Consider the following 22,777-nt stretch of genomic DNA (forward strand, 5'->3'; position numbering starts at 1 on the left):
ATGTATTCTTAACTTATTTTTTCCTTAGCAAGGAACTTTTGTAGGCTCTAGTTCTAAGTTCATCAACTCAGCTTCTAAGCTCTCTAGGTCGTTGTAAATACCTGTTTTCACTTCTTCAAACCAATCTTTGCATTCGCCGAAAAGCTCTTTGTAATAAGCTATTCCTGCTTGAAGGTTTTTCTGGAAGTTTACAAAGTACTTCAATTCCTTTGGAGTCAATTCTTCTTCCACGTCGGCCAACTTGTCTTTCAAGTAGTTGATGTACAATTTCAACTCTTTCATGAACATGTTGGGGCGCTCGCGAGAGATGATGTTCAACCTTCCGTAGATATGCCCAACCATTTCTTGAAGGGTAACGGTTTTATTGAAACTAGCCAAGTTTGGTCCAGGACAAACTGAAACACCAGGTCCTTCTCTTTTTGTGTCTATGTTGTTCACCAAAAGCGAACCTGTTCCCAAACCAACACATATACAAGACTTCTCAACTATCTTGTCGTATGCTTTTTTGTATTTTTCAGGAGTTAGCTCTTGTTCATCCAATTTCTTGATTTTCAAGTGCTGGTACTGGCGAGATGCCACGCAAATAGGCTTTTCGGTAAACTCCTTGTTGATCTCCACATTTTTGTTGGGGCAAGAGCTTCCCGGACGACCTTTGTCAATCATCTTTTGTTTCTCTATATCCCTTGAGTTTCCTCTCAAATTATTGAAAGGAACCCCTAGTGGGGAAATTCCACTCAAGTACAAGTCTTCCTCTTTTGCTTCTTTTAGTAAGCCGCGAGTATAACCGTCTACATCTACTACTTCGGGCACTAGCAAGAAAGGAGAACCCCATCCTACAGCATCCAACCCGTATTTTTCCATCAAAAACTCATGCTCTTCGCTAGTTCCTACACCGCCTTGTGCAGTTATTTTGATAGCAGGAGCTTCGGCAGGAACTATCCTGTCTTTAGAGCCAAGTGCTTTTGAATAGATTTCGTACGTAGTATTTTTCAGTTCCGTTCTTTTGCCTTTGAACTCTTCCAAGATTGGTCCCATAAGGAAACCATCCGTGGCGAAGGCGTGGCCACCGCAGTTCAAGCCAGATTCTACTCTGTATTCCGAAACCCAAATTCCTTTCTTGGCCAAGAATTTTCCTTGGATGATAGATGAGCGGTAATCACTCACTTTCAAGATGATTTTCTTTTTGATATAGCCATTTTCATCAGGATAGAAATCCTCAAATTTCTCGATGTAGCTATAAAGCCTTGGGTTCATTCCAGCTGAAAGGACTACCGAACCTTCCAAGTTGCTTTCTGCAAAACCTCGAAGCGCTGCATGTGCGTCGTTGTATTCGATAGGAAGTTGGTTTCCTTCCTTGTCGTAATATTCCCTGTCGAGCTTAGTCATGATGTTCACATCAATGCTACCCATGCTTAGGTTGTTTTGTACCCAAGTTTGGAGGTCTTGACTAAGGGTGTTGGTTGCAACAGCCTCGTTGAATTTTTGCTTCAATTCTGAGAAATCAGGTAACATATCGATGTACTTTTCAATCTCATGGCCTTTGGTAGCAACAGCGTCTTTTACCTCTTGAAATTTATCTTTGGCTAATTTATCAACCAGATTGAGGTAAGAAGTAATGCGCTTAGCCCTACAGTCGATGTCAGATTGAGCGATTTCTTGGAAAGGAAGATTGAATTTTTCAGCATAGAATTTCCTCATCTTTTCAATCAGCTTATCGTCAACTAGCGATATCACTGAAGAAATTCCATAATGGGCGACTTTCACCGGAGCATCTATAGTGAAGCCAATTCCCATCACGGGGATGTGAAATGTGTGCTTGTTTTCTGTATTCTTCATAAACTATCTATTGAAATAAAGGTAGATTTAATTGCAATTTAATGATTTTTAGGCTCAGAAAAAAAGACATTCCTAATGAAATGATAATTTTAACATGTTTGCCTGCTTTTCAAAAAGCCGAATTCTATGTTGCAAAATTATGAATACTTTTTGTGTTTATTTACAATTCAACCATGTTAATGCAACTATGTTTCATAAATAAAATCCTCGAAGGCTTTTTTGCCAAGTTTTGTTTGGTAGGTTCAGTTGAGAATATATTGCTGGTCTCGGTCTTGCTTCTTAAGTAGAAGGCTTGCCGCTGATGTAATATGGGTAATTAACCTTTGTTTCACTTTAAATGCTCATTCATCCTATTTAGTATCAATGAATTTATTTCTTTTGCAAATCAATTTGGGTACAAAGAATATAACAGAATGGAAAAGGTAGCTTTGGAGGTAATGAGGGAGTTCATGGAAATTCTCACATCAAAATACGAGGAAAATGAAGCGCAAGCAATTGCTTTTGAGCTTCTTGACAAGATATGGGGACTGGATAAAGTGCAAGTGTTGGCGAAGAATACTATTGCCAATTATGACGAGGAGCAGGCGGAAGATATCTTGGAGCGTTTGATGTGGAACGAGCCTGTGCAGTACATAACGGGCGTGGCGGAGTTTTACGGGAGGCAGTTCAATGTAAATTCGGAGACGTTGATTCCCCGTCCCGAAACCGAGGAGTTGGTAGATTGGATAAAAAAAGATCACGAGGGGCAAGAGGGGTTGGAAATTATAGATATAGGTACGGGAAGCGGGTGTATAGGCTTGAGCTTGGCGTTGGAAATGGCCAAGGCAAAAGTAAGTTTGCTAGATGTAAGCGAAGGAGCGATCTTGGTTGCCAAAAGCAATGCTGAAAAGTTTGGCGCTGAAGTAGACATTATTGAGAAAAGCATTTTTGATTTTGATCTTCCTGCCGATAAAAAGTTGGATATAGTAGTGAGCAACCCACCTTACGTGCGCCCTTGGGAAGAGGTGATGATGAAGGAAAACGTGTTGGAATATGAACCAAGGGATGCGATTTTTATAGAAGAAGAAGCTCCGCTGATTTTTTATATAGACATAGCCGAAAAAGGGGCGAAATGGTTGAAAAAAGGAGGAAGAATCTATTTTGAGATCAATGAGGCTTTTGGGCCAGAAACGATAGAACTCTTTGAAAAACTAGGCTACAGCAACTGCGAGCTCCGCAAAGATTTTGTGGGCAAAGACCGCATGGCAGCTGCTACTTGGGAGGGGTAGGTTGTGAGGGGGTGGCTATAACATCAGCGATGGGGTGTTTTGAAACGACTCCATCGCTTTTGTTTTTTCGTTGGTAAGGTCACAAAAATCCCCTTCCCCTAACCTGAACTGCGAATTTACTTCCTCGGCTTTTTATATACTGGTACGGTGCTGCACGGTTCGCCGTACATAATGGTGCGGACTTTTGGTCGGAGTACCCTTACCAATTCTACATAGGCAGAAACGGGCACGGGCTTATCGCTACAGCCTTTTATCACCACAGGTTTGTCTGTATAATCATCGAGGTTGAGCTGGGCAATGGCATCAGTGAAGAGCTTGGTTTCCAAGGCTTCCAAATCTCCAAATACAAAATGCTTGGCTACAGGTTCGAGCTTGGAAGCGAGCAGCATAAATGCCCAAGTGGGTACAATTGCGTCGGCAGTGCAGGTAATTGCTACAAATTCCCCTTCATATTGCTGCCAGTCGTGGTTCTTTACATATTCCCTAAAATCTTTTTCCCGCAAGATCAAACCTTGGAAAAGCTGGTCTTTTATATCCAAAAGCACTCTTTCGCCAGGTTGGTAGAGTTCTTCTAGGTCTATGCTCACCAATGCACTGTTCGCTACTCTATTTACTATTCCTTCTGCCATGTTCTTTCTAGTTCATTTTGAATGATCAAAACTACAAAAACTAGCAGAAGGTTCTGAATGTGGGAAGGAAAATGGCTTCTTTCTATTTTAGATGAAAGTGTTTTTGCTGTAAAAGCTTGCAAAGCCTTCTGAATGAAGATAGTTTTGACAAGCAAAGGTTTAGGCTTAGCAAAAGCTAAAAAAAGACGAAAGGGGTAACAAAAAAATGAAAGATAAGATTTGCCTGATTACAGGCGCAAATACAGGTATAGGCTTTGCCACGGCAAAAGGACTTGCCGAAAAAGGAGCACATGTGGTAATGGTTTGCCGAAATCCGCAGAAAGCTGAAAAAGCAAGAGAAGAGCTGGTTCAAAAAACAGGGAACGAGCAGATAGACGTGCTCCTTTGCGACCTTTCAAGCCAAAAAGAGGTAAGGCAACTTGCTGAAAAAGTAATGGCTACCTACAGTAGGTTAGATGTACTCATCAACAATGCTGGAGTATTTTTTACAGAATATGCAGAAACCGTTGACGGTATAGAGCGTCAGTTTGCCATCAACCATCTTTCTCCCTTTTTGCTGACCAACTTATTGTTGCCCTTGTTGAAATCGACAGGAAAAGCACGGATTATCAACACATCTTCTATAGCTAACTACAAGGGGAAAATTCATTTCACAGATCTTAACCTGAAGAAAAACTACAATGGCCTAGCGGCTTATAGACAGTCCAAACTGGCAAATGTGCTTTTTACCAATGGCTTGGCAGAGCGTTTGGCAAATACGGACGTAACAGCTAATTCTCTTCACCCGGGTATTGTGAGTACGCAGATAGGCTATGTGAACAGCAATAGTTTTGAGGCTTGGGTGTGGAAGCTTGCCAACCCGTTCATGATTTCTTGGAATAAGGGAGCAAAAACAACTATTTATTTGGCAAGCTCGGAAGAAGTAGAAGGTGTAAGTGAGAAGTATTTTGAGAAGTGCAAGCCGAAAAGAGCAGCAGCGTGTTCTTATGAAATTGATTTGATCAATCGCTTATGGGCGGTGAGTGAAAAAATGACAGGCTTGGCAGAAGAAAACAGAGAGGATGGGAAAGCTTAGAATCCGTAAATGGCAAACCCTCCGTCTACTGCTATACACTGCCCTGTGATGTAAGATGCCGCGGGCATGCACAAAAATGCCGTTGCGCTGGCTACTTCTCTAGGTTCGCCCACCCTTGCCATAGGTGTCCGGTTTATTACCTCTTCGGCGTATTTTTTATCTTGCAACACGGTTTCGGCTAGAGGAGTTTTTATGTACCATGGGGCAATGGTATTTACCCGAATCCCATCTTTTGCCCACTCAGCAGCCAGATTTTTGCTGAGCTGGATCAAGGCTGCTTTGGTCATGCCATAAACCGAGCCCGTTCTCAAGTGTGTCAGCCCACCTACAGAAGAGATGTTTACAATACTTGCGGCACTGCTCTTTTTAAGAAGAGGGTAAAGTTTTTTAGAAAGCTCAAAAGCCGACCAGAGGTTGGTGTCAAATATTTTTTGTTGTTCTTCTTTGCTGTACTCAACTGTTTTTTTGCGAATGTTGGTACCTACATTGTTGATGAGGATATCCAAGTTGCCTAAGTTAGTTTCAACATACCTGGCCATTTGACCAATTCCTCCTTCTGTACTTGCATCGGTCTGGAGTATGTAAAGCTGCTCTGCTGGCTTAAGTTCTGTTTGTAACCTTTCCAATTCATCCAGATTTCTAGCTACGGCAACTACGCTTGCCCCAAGGCTGAGTAATTCCATTACAATTGCTCTTCCAATGCCTTTCGATCCGCCAGTAACTAGGGCTTTTTTGCCAGTCAGCTTCCATTTGTTATTCATGTTAAGGTATGTTTTGAGTTTTAACAAAAAACAAACACTTGTTTTGGGTGCTTTTTAGTTTCAATTGTCTACATTTAAGCTGATTGAAAGTTGCTTTTAAGCTAGGTATTCTGCTTTTTTTTAGCCATTTAGACTTGTATTTATATCGAAAGGCAGAGCGATAAAGAAAATTAACAAGTGTCTTTTGTTCGGGAACAAAAGATGTGATTATCTTTGAGCAATAATTCAAAATAACACCCAAGGGCTACATTCTTTATTATTTCTACTAACGCCCTTTGGAACTCGCAATGAATCCTTAAAAACTGACCCTACAAATGCGGCTGTTTCAAAACCGCTCTCACTATTACTAGCCAAGCAGTAATAAAACACAAGCCGCCTATGGGCGTAATTGCTCCTAATATTCCAATATTGGTAAGGCAAAGTAGATAGAGAGAGCCTGAAAAAATCAAGATGCCTGCAATCATCAGATAAGCCGCAACATTTAAAAGTTTTGAAGTAAAATGTAACATAAGAATACCAATGAATAATAAACCTAGGGCGTGGTAAAAATGATATTTTACCGCTGTTTCAAAAGTTTCTGTTCGCTGGGTGGCTTCTAATAGTGGTTTGAGGCTATGAGCGCCAAAAGCGCCTATTCCTACTGCAAAAGCACTAAAGATCGCTCCTAAAGAAAGGGTGGTTTTTTTCATGTTTTGTAGCCTGTTGATACTAACGAACTTACATTCGATAAATACCCAATGTGGGTGCTAACTGTTTACTATGTAAGCAACTCGCTTATTAAGCGATAAAATTACTCAAATTATGAATAAAGTTTTCCAGTTTATTAATCTGATATTTTTATCATTTTTGTTGGGGCATTTTGCCAATGGGCAGTCTGCGGTTTATGTGTATAAAGATGTAGAAACTGGCAAAGGAGACTATGTTTTTGTATATGGGATGCCTTCTGTAGAAGTTGCCGAAGATACGGCAAAAAGCAGGATAGCGGCTCAAGGCTACCAAATGGAGAATATTCAAAAATATGCTTCTACCGAAAGCAAAGGGCATGGATTGATTATCAGAAGTGTTTTTCCAAGTAAAGTAGAACCTAACAAAAAACCTGTATTAATGGTAGTTTATGGAGTAGCCATAGGTTGCGAATCGTACGAAGCTGCGGAAAAAAAGTCGATAGAAAATATGAAGGAGTTCAATCCAGAATGGGATCCTGAAAAATACTCTTATAAAGTAATTCAACGGTTTTACGACGAGCCAGAAGCTGCGGCAAAGAACTAGCAGAAACGTTTACAATAAGAAAATCTTGATCGGTTACCATTTAATTGGTAACCGATTTTTTTTGTTTGTAAATCTTTTTTGCTGACATTGAGCGCATGAAATTTAGCATAGAACATATTGCCATTTGGGTGGAAGATTTGGAGAAGACGAAAGACTTTTATGTGAAATACTTTGGAGGGAGAGTAGGGGAGATGTATTTCAACGAAAAAAAAGATTTTCGCTCCTATTTTGTGAGTTTTAGCTCAGGGGCGAGGTTGGAGTTGATGAATAGAGGAATAATTCCTCCAGATCCTAATCAGAAACAAGAGGTACAGGGGATTACTCATTTTGCCTTTGAGGTGGAAAGTCAAGCTGCGGTAGATAAACTCACAGAAACTCTACGGGAAGATGGTTTTACCATAGCCGGTGAACCAAGACATACAGGCGATGGTTTCTATGAGAGTGTTGTACTTGACCCAGAGAAAAATAGGCTGGAAATCATGGCAATTTGATGACAGTCTAGTTTTACTTTTGGCAGAGAATTTTAAAAAAAGACAATTATATAAAACAGATAACACATGAAATTTGGAACAAAAGCAGTTCATGCTGGCGTAAAGCCAGATCCTACTACAGGGGCTATTATGACTCCTATTTATCAAACAAGCACATTCATTCAGTCTTCGCCAGGAAAGCACAAGGGCTACGAATATGCTAGAACACACAACCCGACCAGAGATGCGCTACAAGAGAGTATTGCGGCACTAGAAAACGGGAATTTTGGGCTTTGCTTTGCCTCGGGGCTTGCTGCTACGGATACCCTCATGAAGCTGTTAAAACCTGGTGATGAGGTTGTGGCGACGAATGATTTGTATGGAGGAACTTATCGCTTGTTCACAAAGGTATTTCAACCATATGGTATAAAGTTTCATTTTATTCCTTTGGCCGATGCGCAAAACCTAGAAAACTACCTCAATGAAAACACAAAGATGGTTTGGTTAGAGACTCCTACCAATCCTCTTATGAATATCATTGATATAGCTGCTGTGGCAAAAATCACGAAGGAAAGGGGTGTTTTACTTACTGTGGATAATACTTTCGCTACTCCTTATTTGCAGACTCCTCTGGACTTGGGCGCTGATATAGTGATGCATTCGGTTACGAAGTATCTCAGTGGGCATTCCGATGTGGTGATGGGGGCAATAGTTGTTCGCGATGAAAAACTCAAAGAAGATTTAGCTTTCTTACAAAATTCATGTGGTGCGGTGCCAGGGCCTCAAGATAGTTTTTTGGTATTGAGGGGAATAAAAACCTTGCACTTGCGCATGAGGCAGCACTGTGAAAACGGAATGGCTGTAGCCAAGTTTTTGGATGAACACCCGTTGGTGGGGAAAGTTTACTACCCAGGCTTGGAAAGTCATTCAGGGCACGACGTTGCCCAAAAGCAGATGTACGGATTTGGAGGGATGGTTTCGTTTACCTTGAAGGACGATAGTGTGGAAAAAGCGATAAAAACTCTAGAAAATTTTGAATTATTTTCCTTAGCCGAATCGCTGGGCGGGGTCGAGTCGCTTTGTGGGCATCCGGCAAGCATGACCCATGCGAGTATTCCTAGGGAAGAACGACTAAAAGCAGGTCTGAGCGATTCGCTCATAAGGCTGAGTGTCGGCGTAGAGGATTCGCAAGACTTGGTCGATGATTTAAAACAAGCAATTGAAAATGCTTAGAAAATTAAATCCCTTCTTTCACGAGAAGGGATTTTTTTATGTGCTAACCGTTCCAATATACTGTTCTTTTTTATCTGAAACATCCTAAAGAATGGAGGATTGATAAAAAAGCCTTATTTTACAAGGGAAATAAGTTAGAAAATGCTCCAAAAGCATTTTTTACTTTAGAGTATGTTAAAAAAACAGTATGATCTGTAAAGGTTCTTTTTAGTATATTTCTATGCTATACCTTTCTGAAGTCATGATCAACTTGACAAATCTACTATGTCAGATAAATTAGAACTAGAGAGCTTGTTCGATAATACATCCGTTTTCGCCTACCAGTTGGGTTTTCGGTTTCCAACCGTACACTACATAAGCAATTCTGTAAGCGGTATTTTAGGTTTTAGCGAAGCTGATTTCAAGACTGAAAAGAGTGGTTTTTTTGGTTTTGTTCATAAGGAAGATCGCCAAATTTTCCAACAGTTTTTCGATGATGATACTAAGAAAGAGTTAAAAGTCCTTTTGAGGATGCAACATACCGATTCCTCTTTTATATACACAAAACATTACCTGAAAAAGATTCAAAAGAAAGATGAGGTTCGTATAGAGGGATTGGCAATAGATGTGAACGAAAGTGAGAAGGATAAATTAGCCTTGAAACAAGAAAGGGAATATTCCCAAAATATATTTCGGTCTTTGCAAGATGGGCTATCTGTGGTAAATGCTGATTTTAGCCACGGGATAGTTAATGCCTCTTTTCTCAAACAAATAGGGTTTGAATTGGAGGAGATTTTAGGGACAATGCCTCCCTACCCGTATTGGCCTGAAGAAGAGCTGGAAAATATCAAATCCGCTTTCGAAAAAGCTACTTCTGGAGAGGTTTCTACTTATGAGCTTGTTTTTAAAAAGAAAAGTGGAGAGCGTTTTCCCGTATTGGTAAGTCCTGCGCCTGTATTTGACGCCAAAGGCAAGCCAGTTAGCTTTATTGCTACCGTCAAGGATATATCGGAGCTTAAGCGCTCCCAGCAAGAGCTAAAGGAAAGTGAAGAGATGTTTAGGTTACTCTCAGAGCAAGGCTTGATGTCGGTTTTTCTTGTGCAAGACCAAAAAATGGTCTATTTCAACGATTCATTTTGTAGAATTACTGGGTATGAAAAATCTGAAATCCAGGAATGGAAGCCAGGTGGAGTTTTTGAGAGGGTGCACGATGATTACAGGGAGTTTGTAATTAGTCAGTATAACAAAAAAATAAAAGGAGAAGAGGAGGTGGTAACTCACTATGAACTCAAATTTGTTCATAAATCGGGAGAAGTAAGATGGATAGAGCTTTGGTCAAAAGGAGTTTCTTATAATGGCAAACAGGCTGATTTGGTAATGTTTCTAGATATCCATGAAAAGAAAAAATTTGAAGAAGGTCTTAAAAAAAGCGAGAGTTGGTATAAAATCCTATTTGAGAAGGTCAGTGATGCAACTCTCATATTAGAAGATTTTATCATTGTTAATCATAATTCGAAAGCCTTGGACTTTTTTGGTGTAAAAGGGACGTTTTTTCTAAATCAGCATATTCAAAACTTTATTCCAGAGGGGAAAGGAGGCGAATTGTTGGATAGAATAGGGCAAGTGTCAGGTTATGATAAGCTTAGAATAGAGCAGGAGTTTAAGGTAGGAGATGTGGTTTTCGAAACAGAGGTAGGGGTAAGTATTCAAGAAGTAGCAGGTGGAAATCAAGTTTTACTCAGTATTAGGGATATTTCAGAAACTAAAAAGCATGAAAGAGAGCTTGAGGCTGAGTTGAGATATGTCCGAAATGCCATGGAAAACTTGCCTGTTGGCGTGGGGATTGTGAGTAGAGAAGGGGGGATTACTTATTTCAATAAACAGTTTACTAAACAGTATGGGTATGAGTTAGAGGACTTTGAGCATGTTTCTGATTGGTTTGAAATGGCTTACCCCGATCCCATTTATAGAAGCATAATCATGAAAGAATGGGATAATTCTGTAGCCTATTATACTGAGCATGGCTTTGTCGACCCTATGGAAGTTGAGATTGTTTCCAAAGATAGAAAAGTGAGAAACTCATTAATTTCTTTTGAAGTAATTAATGGTGATTTTGTTATTATTTTTAATGATGTTACGGAGCGAAAAAAAAATGAGAGAGAACTAAACGAGTCACAGTATATGCTTCAGAAAATACTAGATACTATTCCAGTAAGGGTATTTTGGAAAAATAAAAACTCTGTTTACTTAGGCTGCAATAAGGTGTTTTTTGAAGATGCTGGTCTGCAAGAAGGGGATACCATAGTAGGGAAAACTGACTTTGATTTAGATTGGAAAGAAAATGCATATTCTTTTAGAAAGGATGATAAATTAGTGGTCTCTTCTGAAAAGCCTAAGTTGGGTTTTGAAGAAGTACAAGAAAGGCCTGATGGGAAAAAGAGCTGGTTACTAACAAGTAAAGTCCCTTTGCACGATTCGGAAGGTGTGCTAATAGGCGTGTTGGGTACTTACGATGATATCACTCGGTTAAAAGAAATAGAAAAAGAGCTTACAAACCATAAGAATAACCTTGAAAAGTTAGTTGATGATAGAACAAGGGAAATTCATGTGCTCAATGAAGAGCTTACCCAAACTAATGAGGAAATTATAGCTGCCAACAATAATCTTTATGAACAAAAAGAATATCTGGAAGAGGCTATGCTTAAGTTAAAAGAAACACAGTCGCAGTTGGTACAATCCGAGAAAATGGCTTCGCTTGGAGTGTTGACCGCAGGAATTGCCCATGAAATAAACAACCCTGTGAACTTTATAAGCTCAGCTTTGGAAGGACTTGAGGTCGTGTTACAAAGTTTAAAGAAACTAGTGGTTGCTTATGATGGTATTGATGATGAAAATTATCAGGAAAAGTTGGTGGAAATTGAGCAACTTAAAATAAAAATACGATATCATATTTTGCTGAGCAGTTTAGAGAAGATTACTTCCAATATGCGTTCTGGGGTGCGTCGTACTACGGCGATTATTAAAAGCCTAAGGGTGTTTTCTAGAGCAGACGAAGGTGAGTTCCAAAAAGCCGATGTGAATGAGATGATAGAATCGGCTCTGGTGATTTTGCATCACCAATACAAAAGCCGTATCAAAGTATCTAAATTGTTTTCCGATTTGCCACCAGTATTTTGCTACCCTGGGAAGCTCAGCCAAGTTTTTATGAACCTTTTGAGCAATGCCATACAAGCCATAGACAAGGAAGGTAAAATAACTATTACTACAAGTGTAGTTCCAGACAAAAGTCCTTCTGAGTTGGTTGTGAGCATAGAAGATTCGGGAAATGGAATTCCAGATGAAATTAGGAATAAGATATTTGAACCTTTTTTTACTACAAAACCCGTGGGCAAGGGAACGGGGCTAGGACTTGCTATTAGTTATGGAATAATTCAGGAGCACAGGGGACGGATTGAAGTACAGAAATCTGATGGAAAAGGCACTGTTTTTTCTATTTATATTCCCGTTTCTACCTAAGTTTTACGTTCCTTTGCTTCGTATTTTTATTTCTTTGTAGTCCGATCGCTTTTCTAATGCCCAAGCAACTTTGTATCTTAAGTATTGTTCCTTTCCCCTTATACCCCGTTCAGTCTGGTGGGCAAAAGAAAACCGCAGGCTTGTTAGAGCACTTCGTTCAGCAGCATAAGGTTACTTTGGTTACCTCTGCCGATAGTGGAACTCCGGTTTCTCCATTTATCGATTTTAAGCCTTGGCTAAGACCTGATAAATGGAGGTATTTTGATTGGCGAGTGCTTGCAAAGCTCCGTGGTCTTGCACAAAGTGCAGATGTGGTTATTTTGGATCAGCCTTTTTGGGGGTTGCTAGGGCTGCTACTAGCCAAGCAGTCGGGGAAAAAACTGATTATCCATTCTCATAATATAGAAGGCCAGCGCTTCAAAACTATAGGTAAATGGTGGTGGTGGATACTGGCAGAGTTGGAAAAATATGTGATGAGAAAAGCCGACGGTGTCTTATTTATTACCGAGGAAGATAGGGCATTTGCCATACCTCATATGGGGCTTAAGCCTGAAAAATGCAGCATAGCTGAGTATGGGATAGAGCTGAGAGAACCTCCTTTGGAAGTAATAAATACTCGTACTAATACTAGGAAAGAACTTTTTCAAAACCTTGATTTAGAAGAAGGAACTTCAGTGTTTTTGTTTTATGGGTTAATGAGCTACCAACCTAATATTGAGGCACTTGAATGTATTCTTACCAAAATATTGCCTCTATTAGTAGAGGACAAAGAGTTGCCGTTTCATGTTATCATTTGTGGGAAAGGATTACCTGAGCGCTACAAAGAGCTTTTGGGTAAAAGCCACATTAGTTATTTGGGCTTTGTAGACGATATTGATGCGATGATAATGGCCGCCGACGTAGTGCTCAATCCTGTTTTGAGCGGAGGTGGGGTGAAAACAAAATTGATAGATGCATTAGCTGTTGGCACGTTGGTAGTTTCGACTGAGACAGGCGCATTAGGTGTTAATACAACAGCTTGTAAAAATATGTTGATGCTTGCTCCCGATAATGATTGGAATAAGTTTGTTGAGCAGCTAAAGGTGGCGATAAAAACTGCTCATGCCACTCCTGCTTCTTTTTATGAACATTACTATCTGGGAAATATAGCTAACCGAGTGGTTAAATGGATTTTACACAAATTCTAGTAATTTTACCTATATCACCCGAATATATCTCTTATCACTTGGGCATGATAATATAGCATACTCTGGAGTTGTAAGGACTCAATGCTGAATTGAAGTTGCAAATGAAATAATGGTTCAATAAACTGAATGACTAGAACAGAAACGAAATTGTTTACAAGATATTAATATAGCGTTACCTGACGGTAACAAAGATAATTTATAGATGATCAGGTTATTGCAAGTGTCGATCATGTCTAGCGACTGTAACAAATTATATTTATTGTTTTTAGAGAGAATCATATGGGGAAGTCCCAAAGAAACGATGTAGCCACGGTTGAGGTTGGTTATTCTATGGAATGGACAATAACCCCAACAGCTTGCTTATAAGTTGTTGGGGTTAAGGTCGTGTTTGGTTTTATAACAAGTTAAGGTTTCTGCCTTTTGATATTTTTACTATATTTAGTGAGACATCTTATATTGGACGTCCTACTAAATATAGGCAGTTATGCTTTATTGTTTTATTTCCAAACAACAATTTTTTGGTAGCTTATTAAAATATAAACTGTTGATTAAGGCTGTATTAGCCTGTCTGGTTTTTTTTGTTTATTCTGCCTGTTTTTCCCAAAAACCTAATCTTATATTCAAGCACTTAACTGTCGAAGATGGGCTTTCTCATAATTCCGTTTGGAAAGTGTTTCAAGACTCTGATGGATTGATTTGGATTTCTACCCAAAATGGCTTGAATAAATACAATGGGTACACTTTTGTCCACTACAAGCATGATCCCTCCGATTCGACCAGTATAGCCAACAATGATGTTAAGAACATTCTAGAGGATAAGGCTGGAAACCTGTGGATATCTAGCTGGGGTGGTGGTATTTCCATTTTGGATAAAAGAACCAATAAGTTCAAAAGGTTGGTTCATAAGGCAGGAGATTCTACCAGTATTTCCTCCAATTATATCGATGATCTGTATATGGATTCGAAGGGTGTTATTTGGGCAGAAACATCCAAAAATGGAATTCTATTGATAGATCCTTCTACACAAAAAGTTATTAGAACTTTACGGCCGGGCTTTACTCGGTCAGGAAATATAAATAATTATAGGGCAAGCCAATTTGTAGAAGATGATAAGGGGAATATGTGGGTTGCGACCTCAGGAAATGGGCTGAATTACTATAATCCGGAAAATGGGGAAAATGAACGGGTACTATTAAGTACTGAAAACCCAGGGGAAGAAAACCTTGTAAGTCTTCACTTGGATTCAAAGAAAAGGCTTTGGCTAGGAACTTGGTCCGATGGTGTTTATGTGCTAGATCAGGATGGGAAAACAAAACATTTCAAGCATTCTCAAGAAAAGGGGAATAGCATTTCAAATAATCAGGTCTGGTATATCGCTGAAGATGTTACCGGCGCTATTTGGCTAGGGACGGATAATGGTATTTCCATTTATGACGAAGAAGGGGGATTTTATAATTATACAAGCTTTAAGTTCAATAAAAAGGGGCTAAGTTCAGATATAATAAAATGTATTTATCAGGATAACTCTAATAGAGTTTGGGTGGGCACTCTTTTCACAGGCTTAAATGTTTTTGATAAAAGGTTTAGCAATTTTGAGCATTTTTTTAATACCTCCGATGCCAATTCACTTTCTTACGATAAAGTTAGCGCTTTTGTATATGATCAAAGAGGGGATGTACTTGTCGGGACCGACGGCGGTGGGCTCAATATTTTTGACCTCGAAAAGAAAACTTTTAAGCGGTTTATGCACAACCCGCAAGACCCAACCTCAATAGGAAGCAATAAAATCAAGACGATTTTAGAGGATAGTAAAGGAAGGATATGGATAGGCTTTTGGGCAGCTGGTTTTGATAGGTTTGACCCTAGCACTGGCACTTTTACTCATTATAAGAATAAAGGGACGCCCAACTCACCAAATAGTAATGATATACTGGCTATAGTAGAAGATGAAAAGGGTTTTTTATGGCTAGCGACATACGGTGGTGGGCTCAATAAGTTTGATGTGGAAAAGGGTATTTTTGAGTATTTTGTACCCGCCTCTTCTGGGTTAAAAGCCGAGCTTTTGTGGACGATGAAGCATTATGATGGATATTTATATACGGGTACGGGTGACGGGCTTTTTCAACAGGTAAATCTTGAAACGATGGAAGTTTCAACTATAGTTTCGAATAAGGAAAAACCAGAGGCTATCCAGAGTATGAAGTTAGATGATGAAGGCAACTTGTGGATTGGATACCAAGAAGGTTTCTTTAAATATGATACTAATAACAATAAAGTTGTTCGGTTTGATAATATTTCAGGCCTGCCGCCAATTTATGTGAACTCTATTGAACTAGATGCAGGAGGTCAGGTTTGGTTAGGGACTAATAATGGACTTTATAGTTATGACCTATCCACCAAGTATTTAAAAAAATATAGAATTGAGGAGGGGCTTCAAGGTTTAGAGTTTAGCAGAAAGGCATCTCTTAAGCTGCCTACTGGGGAATTGATTTTTGGGGGGAATAATGGGTTTAATATCTTCAATCCCGATAGTTTGAAAAGCTATGAGGACGATTTCCCTCTTATTTTTACCAGCTTTGAGGTGTTTAACAAACCAGTAGAAATAGGAGAAGGTAAGCCTCTTTCAGCCCACGTTAATTATGTGGAAAAAGCAGTGCTTACTTATGAGCAATCACTTTTTAGCATTTGTTATGCTTCGCTTAATTATTCAGATCCTGACAAGGTAGAATACAGGTACAGGTTATTGGGCTTTTCTGACGAAAACTGGCTGTTAGCTGGACGAGAGCGGAAAGCTACTTTTTCCAATCTTGACCAAGGGAAATACACCTTTGAGGTTCAGGCATTGGATTGCAATGGAAAGCAACTGGGGGAAGGACGAACACTAAGTATTATAGTACTCGCCCCTTGGTGGGAGTCTTTGTGGTTCAGGTACTTGTCGGTTATTCTTTGTGTTGTTAGTCTATTCGTTTTTTATAAGCTTCGGATCCATTATTATGAAAGAAGAAATAGGTTTTTAGAGGAAAAAGTGCAAGAAAGAACTGTTGAATTGCTGGAGAAAAATGGTGAGATTTCTTCGCAAAATGAGGAGCTTCAATCGCAGCAAGAAGAGCTTCAGATGCAGCAGGAAGAGTTGGCAGTTCAAAATGAAGAATTACTTACTACACTTCATAAATTAAAACTGGCTCAATCGAAACTGGTGCAATCGGAAAAAATGGCTTCATTGGGTTTGCTCACCGCAGGCATTGCCCACGAAATCAATAACCCTATCAATTTCATAAAATCGAGTATACATGGCTTGCAGTTGATTATTTCCCAGTTTACAAAGGTTTCTGAGTTATATGCCCAAGTAAATGTAAGCAATGCAGATGAGAAGTTGTTGGAAATAGAGCAATACAAGAAGGAGCTGAAGTTCGATATGATGATGGACAAGGCTGAGAAAGTAACGCAGCATATTGATACAGGTGTAAACCGGACTGCGGAGATAGTAAAAGGACTCAGGTCGTTTAGTCGACTAGATATTCAAACCTTTATTGCTTTTGACCTTGAAGAGGCAATAGATAATACACTTTTGCTCATAAACCACTTATTAGAAAATAAGATAGAGGTATTTCGGAATTATGAAAAAGTGCCCATGGTAGAATGCTCTCCAGGGCAGATCAATCAAGTGTTGATGAATATTTTGGTGAATGCAGCACAATCAATAGATGGAGAAGGCAGTATATTTATCTCTTTGCAGGAGCAAGGGGCAAATGCCATCATCAAAGTGAAAGATTCGGGGATAGGCATTCCTCCTGAAAACCTAAAGAAAGTTTTTGATCCATTTTTTACGACAAAGGAAGTAGGCTCGGGCACTGGTATGGGCTTATCTAGTGCACTAGGAATTGTTGAAGAACACAATGGCAGTTTCCAAGTAGACAGTAAAGTGGGAGAAGGAACAACCATCATCATCACTCTGCCATTTAAGAATGATAATACAAAGATATGAAAAGGGGTATTTTTTGTTTTGTGCCTTGTTTAGTATCAAAAATAAGCAATACCAATTTTTACAGCGATATGTGAAATTATCAACCAGCTCGTTGCAAGAATTAAAAAAAAAGTGTGATTTTTTTATAAACCTAATAACAATGTTTTTTTTGTTACCAGTTAACCTCTGGTTAAAGAATTAGTTTATATTTGGTAAACGGGTTGTTTTTTAGATATATCATTCCAATGAGTTTAATTAGATGACGAATACATCAGATGAAAAGAGACCACAGAAAATATATTCTATATACCATCGGGTTGTTTTTCATTGCATTGCATTCTGTTTTCCCTCAAACTTTACAAAATCAGCTTCGGTTCAAACAGCTAAGCCGTTCGGAAGGTCTTTCCTCCACTATAGTAAATGATTTCTGCCAAGACTATCAGGGGTTTATCTGGATAGCTACGGAGGACGGCCTCAACAAATACGATGGGCTATCCTTTAAGTCGTACCGCTTCAATGGAAGAGATACGACTTCACTTTCCAACAGTAGTATAAAAGCTTTGTTGGAAGATAGCAGCCAACGGTTGTGGATAGCTACCAGAGGAGGATTGAGCCTTTATGATCGAAAATCTGACTGTTTTAAAAACATAAGGGGGCTTGAAAACTTGGCAATAAAGGAAATGGTAGAGGTGGAGCCAGGTAAGTTGTGGCTGGCTACAGAATACAGGGGCTTGGTATTATTTGATACAAAATCTGAAAAAATTGACCCTTCGCAGTTTTCCCCTTTGGTTATAAAACCTGCAATGTCAATTGAAAAAGGGGTAGATGGAGACATATGGCTTGGGATGCTAAACGACGGGCTTTATAAAATTGATGCTAATACGAAGGAAGCTGTTGAAGTTTTTAGCGGTGTACTGGTGAATGATATTGCAGTAGATAAAATCCACAATAAAGTTTGGGCAGCCTCTCAAGATTCAGGTTTGTATAGTTACGATAACTCTACGGGAGAATTAGCAAGGTTTCATGCTGAAAATAGCAGTATTCCTGACCATCTTTTTTCGGTAGAGTTGGATAATGAGGGGATTCTTTGGGTTGGTACTGACGGAGATGGGCTTTGCCTCTTTGATGGAGATTCGGTAGTGGGACATTATATCAAAAACAATGTTGACCAGTCCAGCTTAAGCTCTCAGGTGATAAGGGATATATTTATAGATCAAAAAAACGATGTTTGGGTTGGTACTTATTTAGGTGGGGTTTGTTTTCAAAACCGTCAAAATAACTTGTTTTCTGTATTTAAACATGATATTGATGATCCCCATAGTTTGTCTCATAATACAGTGTTGTCTTTTGAAAAAGATGAAAAAGGTCGTTTGTGGGTAGGTACTGATGGTGGAGGGCTGAACGTGTTGGATGGCAATGGTTTCAAGCACTTCAATAAGGATAATAGCAGACTAAGAGATGATGTTATTTTATCGTTATATATGAGTTCTGCGGGTGAGCTATGGATTGGAGGGTATCAATACGGCTTGTATGTGTATAGAAATGGAGAATTTGAAAATATAGACTATAGTGAGGGGGATTCTATTTCTCTTTCAAGTAATTCGGTGTGGGAAATAGGGGAAGATAGCAAGGGGAATATTTGGGCTGGTACTAACCGAGGAGGGTTGAACCGCTTGAATTTGGAAACTGGGGTAATTACTCATTTTAAACATAATGCAGCAGACAGCACCTCATTAAGCAACAATTCGATACGGGCTATATTTGAAGACAGTAAAAATAGACTTTGGATAGGTACGTTTCAAGGTTTGAATTTGTTTGACCCTCTTACCAACACTTTTACCTGTTTTCGGCACAAAGATATTCGTTCTAACCCTCGAACAGATATGGTGATGTCTATAGCTGAAGATGCCGATGGGGAGCTGTGGCTTGGAACGTATGGAGGAGGACTCTCACGGTTCAACCCAGAGAAAAATGAGTTTGTAGATTATAATGAAGATCAAGGACTAGGCAATGACATCGTGTTTGGGGTGATTATAGCACAAGACGGATCCATTTGGCTTACCACTAGCAAAGGAATCTCTCGTTTTTTTCCACTTTCAGAAACATTTGTGAATTATGGTGAGAGTAATGGGCTTCAGGAAAATGGATTCATGGTGGGCTCGTATTTTCAAGATAAAGAAGGGAAGATATATGCAGGTGGCAATGCAGGCTTTAATGTATTCGACCCTTCTGCCGTCCAAGTGAGCGATTTTTCTCCGCCCATCGTTTTTACAGACTTCCTGATTTATAATAAGCCGGTGGAAATCGGAGATCAATGCTCTCCATTAGAAAAGCATATTTCTATTACCGATTCTATTACCTTAACACATTTACAGACCGTTTTTAGTTTGAGTTTTGCTGCTTTGGATTACGGCAACCCAAAGCAAATTCAATATGCTTATATGTTGGAAGGTTTTGATGATGAATGGAATTATGTAGAGAACAGGAATTTTGCCATCTACACAAACCTCGACCCTGGGGAATATACATTTAAGGTGAAGGCAACAAATAGTGAAGGTGTTTGGAACAAAAATGTTGCATCGCTAACGGTTACCATTGCCCCACCTTGGTGGCGGACATGGTGGGCAAGGGTAGGTGCAGTGGTATTGGTGATAGGAAGTATTGTAAGTTTTTACATGTTCCGTATCAGGGTTTTGAAGGGGCAAAAAACAATTTTGGAGCAGAAAGTACAAGAACGAACTTATGAGATTTTTGAAAAGAATAAAGAAATTTCTGCTCAATACAAAGAATTACAGTCTTCGGAAGAGGAGCTATCTGTGCAAAATGAAGAACTGGTGTCTATGCTCGATCAGCTTAAAAAAGCCCAGTCTCAATTGGTACAGTCTGAGAAAATGGCATCCTTAGGGTTGCTAACTGCAGGCATTGCCCATGAAATAAATAACCCTGTAAATTTTATAAAATCAGGGATTACCGGATTGAAAATGGTGATAAACCAAGTGCTGGAGCTTACAAAACTTTTTGAGGGAATTGACAAGGATAATGTACAGGAAAAATATAAAGAAATAGAGCGGGCGAAGAAGAGTATGAAGTTTGATGCAATGATGAAAAATGCAGGAAAAATCACTCATCATATAGAGACGGGGGCTAACCGGACGGCTGAGATAGTGAAAGGCTTGCGTTCGTTTTCGCGCTCCGATAATGCTAAAATTGCACCCTATAATATCAGTGAAGGTATTGACAACAACTTGCTTTTACTGAATCATCTCTTAAAGGGGAAGGTAGAAGTTTTTAAGAATATTGATGAAGTCCCTAATATTGAATGTTCGCCTAGCCAAGTTAACCAAGTGCTGATGAACCTTTTAGTAAATGCAGCTCAGGCAATAGAGGAAAAAGGGAGTATTGACATTAGTGTGAAAATGTATGAGGAAGAACATGTGGCCATAACGGTGGAGGATACGGGACCGGGGATTTGTGATCAAGACCTTAAAAGGATTTTTGATCCATTTTTTACCACCAAAGAAGTAGGTAAAGGCACGGGAATGGGGCTTTCCATAGTAATGGGAATAATAGAAGATCACCACGGCTGGGTAGATGTAAAGAGTGAGCTAGGCAAAGGAACTACTTTTACCGTAGTTTTACCCATACACCAGAAAGGTTAAGGTTGATTTGTACAGAATTCTAAAGTACGGAGTTCGGCGTAAGTAGCAGTGGAATTTTTTTGTACAAAGCCTACATGTCCTCCTCTTGTAGGTGTTTCCAGAAATATGAGATCATGATTTTGAGCTGTTTTTACAGGGTAAGAACTATTGGACAAAAATGGATCATTAAGTGCATTGAGGATGAGTATTGGACGATTTGTGTTTTGCATGTATTTATTTGCGGTGGCATTTTCATAAAAATCAAAAGCATCGGCAAAGCCATGTAGGGGGGCGGTGTAATATTGGTCAAAGTCCCTACAAGTTTTTACTAAACCTTTTTTAAAAGGTTCTATACTGATGTCATTAGGCATTCTTTCGTTTTTCTGATAGACTTTCTGCTTCAGCTTTTTCAAAAAACGTTGGTTATAAAACCTGTTTCTGTTTTCTTCTAGCAGATCGCTGCATGCTCTGAGGTCGCAAGGAACTGAAACTGCAATGCCTTTTTTTACCTCTTTTGGTACACTTTTTCCTTCTTTACCCAAGTAATTGATGACCATACTGCCGCCCATACTAAAGCCAGTAAGGTATATTTCATCATATTTTTGAATAGAAAGTGCATGTTCTACCACAAGTTTGAAGTCGGGTACATCGCCATGGTGGTAAAAACGGGGAAGGAGATTGGGCTCACCGCTACAACTTCGGCAGTTCCAAGCCAATGCATCCCAACCGTTTTTATTAAATAAATTTGCTAGCCCTGTTACATAATGTCTCGTTGAGTTGCCCTCAAGCCCATGGGTTATTATAATTAGTTTTTTAGCCCCTGTTTTTGACCAATCCAAATCAAGGAAATCACCATCTGGTGTAGCTATTCTTTCCCTTGAAAAATCGATTTCTTCAATTTTTCTGAAAAAACTGGGAACAATGGTTTGCAAATGCTTATTATATTGATAGACTGGAATACTGAATTTCTTTGGTTGTAAAATTGGCATAAATAGGGTGAATATTTTGTTATTTTTGAAATGTACTTTTGATTTGCCTTAAATTATATCTTATTATAGCATATTATGTTTGCTGCCTTTATCTTAGAGGCTTCAAGTTAGTGGCTAGTCTTGGTATTTGAAGGCGAAATTAGTACATGATATCAAACTTTGTGTGTAATTCAATTTCTACAATACAGATGTTTGTAATTTCATTACATTTGCTACTGAAGTGATTGGAAAAATATTAAAGAACATCTAAATAAGCTGTTTTGAATACTAAGGCTTATATTATCCCAAACTATCGGGACGAACTGGTGTTTTAAAACAAGAGGGAATTACTGTGGATAAAATAAAGCTTGAAATATTAGGTTTGTCGGCAAGTCATTCTCAGTCGGGATCTTTTGCGCTTGTGTTGGGAGAGGAACATGGAAGCCGTAGGCTACCTATTATTATTGGTATGTTCGAAGCCCAAGCAATAGCGATAGAAATGGAAAAAATAGTTTCCAACCGACCTATGACGCATGATCTTTTTAGATCGTTTTCCGACAAATTTGAAATTGATATTCATGAAATCATTATTTCTGATTTGAGGGAAGGGGTTTTTTATGCCAAAATTATCTCAAGTTCTAAAGATGGAACAAACTTCGTAGAAATAGATGCCCGGCCTTCGGATGCTGTGGCAATTGCATTAAGGTTCAATGCACCTATTTTTACAGTAGAAAGCGTGCTTCAAGAAGCGGGAATTGTATTGAACGATGAAGAAGAGGAGCAGGCACCAAAACCATCTCGGAAAAAGACTTCTGCTGAGCCTATGGAAACTGTTTCGAGCACGCCGCCTTCCTCTTTAGGTGATGACTTGGCATCCATTCCTACTAGTAGCTTGCAGTCTATGATGGAAGCGGCCATAGCTAATGAAGAGTATGAAAAAGCAGCAAAAATACGTGATGAAATAAATAAACGGCAGGAATAGTT

General features: G+C 39.2%; 15 protein-coding genes. 10 read left to right on the forward strand and 5 right to left on the reverse strand.

The window, feature by feature from the left end:
• Positions 1-24: 24 nt before the first annotated feature.
• On the reverse strand, positions 25-1,836 hold the full coding sequence (locus tag R9C00_05390; GenBank protein ID WPO36874.1) for a hypothetical protein: 1,812 nt from the start codon (positions 1,834-1,836) through the stop codon (positions 25-27).
• A 413-nt stretch (positions 1,837-2,249) separates the two neighbouring features.
• On the opposite strand from R9C00_05390, the gene prmC reads away from it, so the two are divergent.
• Complete coding sequence (prmC, locus tag R9C00_05395) at positions 2,250-3,104, forward strand: peptide chain release factor N(5)-glutamine methyltransferase (protein ID WPO36875.1); 855 nt, start codon at positions 2,250-2,252, stop codon at positions 3,102-3,104.
• Between the two features lie 116 nt (positions 3,105-3,220).
• On the opposite strand, the gene R9C00_05400 is transcribed toward prmC, so the two are convergent.
• On the reverse strand, positions 3,221-3,733 hold the full coding sequence (locus tag R9C00_05400; GenBank protein WPO36876.1) for a DUF2480 family protein: 513 nt from the start codon (positions 3,731-3,733) through the stop codon (positions 3,221-3,223).
• 205 nt (positions 3,734-3,938) lie between these two features.
• Here R9C00_05400 and R9C00_05405 point away from each other — a divergent pair, with 205 nt between their 5' ends.
• The gene (locus R9C00_05405; GenBank protein ID WPO36877.1) at positions 3,939-4,808 is read left to right on the forward strand and encodes an SDR family oxidoreductase; all 870 of its coding nucleotides are present in this window, start codon (positions 3,939-3,941) and stop codon (positions 4,806-4,808) included.
• Here the strand turns inward: R9C00_05405 and R9C00_05410 are convergent.
• Together R9C00_05410 and R9C00_05415 are read right to left on the reverse strand one after the other, a co-directional pair.
• Positions 4,805-5,569 carry an SDR family oxidoreductase gene (locus R9C00_05410; protein ID WPO36878.1) on the reverse strand — a complete coding sequence of 255 codons (765 nt, stop codon included), beginning with the start codon at positions 5,567-5,569 and terminating at the stop codon, positions 4,805-4,807. The two genes, R9C00_05405 and R9C00_05410, sit on opposite strands and share 4 nt — an antisense overlap.
• 308 nt (positions 5,570-5,877) lie before the next feature.
• The gene (locus tag R9C00_05415; protein WPO36879.1) at positions 5,878-6,258 is read right to left on the reverse strand and encodes a DUF423 domain-containing protein; all 381 of its coding nucleotides are present in this window, start codon (positions 6,256-6,258) and stop codon (positions 5,878-5,880) included.
• A 112-nt stretch (positions 6,259-6,370) separates the two neighbouring features.
• On the opposite strand from R9C00_05415, the gene R9C00_05420 reads away from it, so the two are divergent.
• The 7 genes from R9C00_05420 (at position 6,371) to R9C00_05450 (ending at position 20,846) form a co-directional block, all read left to right on the forward strand.
• Entirely contained in the window at positions 6,371-6,838 is a 468-nt protein-coding gene (locus R9C00_05420; protein WPO36880.1) for a hypothetical protein, read from the forward strand.
• A gap of 95 nt (positions 6,839-6,933) precedes the next feature.
• The gene (locus tag R9C00_05425; protein WPO36881.1) at positions 6,934-7,329 is read left to right on the forward strand and encodes a VOC family protein; all 396 of its coding nucleotides are present in this window, start codon (positions 6,934-6,936) and stop codon (positions 7,327-7,329) included.
• Between the two features lie 66 nt (positions 7,330-7,395).
• The gene (locus R9C00_05430) at positions 7,396-8,541 is read left to right on the forward strand and encodes a cystathionine gamma-synthase (protein WPO36882.1); all 1,146 of its coding nucleotides are present in this window, start codon (positions 7,396-7,398) and stop codon (positions 8,539-8,541) included.
• A 264-nt stretch (positions 8,542-8,805) separates the two neighbouring features.
• Positions 8,806-12,036, forward strand: coding sequence for a PAS domain S-box protein (locus R9C00_05435; protein WPO36883.1), 3,231 nt, complete (start codon positions 8,806-8,808; stop codon positions 12,034-12,036).
• A 56-nt stretch (positions 12,037-12,092) separates the two neighbouring features.
• Positions 12,093-13,223 carry a glycosyltransferase family 4 protein gene (locus tag R9C00_05440; protein ID WPO36884.1) on the forward strand — a complete coding sequence of 377 codons (1,131 nt, stop codon included), beginning with the start codon at positions 12,093-12,095 and terminating at the stop codon, positions 13,221-13,223.
• Positions 13,224-13,707: 484 nt separating this feature from the next.
• Entirely contained in the window at positions 13,708-17,208 is a 3,501-nt protein-coding gene (locus R9C00_05445) for a two-component regulator propeller domain-containing protein (protein WPO36885.1), read from the forward strand.
• Positions 17,209-17,462: 254 nt separating this feature from the next.
• Entirely contained in the window at positions 17,463-20,846 is a 3,384-nt protein-coding gene (locus tag R9C00_05450) for a two-component regulator propeller domain-containing protein (GenBank protein ID WPO36886.1), read from the forward strand.
• Here the strand turns inward: R9C00_05450 and R9C00_05455 are convergent.
• Entirely contained in the window at positions 20,843-21,814 is a 972-nt protein-coding gene (locus tag R9C00_05455; protein ID WPO36887.1) for an alpha/beta fold hydrolase, read from the reverse strand. The two genes, R9C00_05450 and R9C00_05455, sit on opposite strands and share 4 nt — an antisense overlap.
• Positions 21,815-22,145: 331 nt before the next feature.
• On the opposite strand from R9C00_05455, the gene R9C00_05460 reads away from it, so the two are divergent.
• A complete protein-coding gene (locus R9C00_05460; protein ID WPO36888.1) occupies positions 22,146-22,775 on the forward strand; it encodes a bifunctional nuclease family protein in 630 nt (209 codons plus the stop codon).
• Positions 22,776-22,777: the final 2 nt, after the last annotated feature.

The sequence above is a fragment of the Flammeovirgaceae bacterium SG7u.111 genome, assembly GCA_034044135.1.
In the GTDB taxonomy this organism is placed as follows: Bacteria; Bacteroidota; Bacteroidia; order Cytophagales; family Flammeovirgaceae.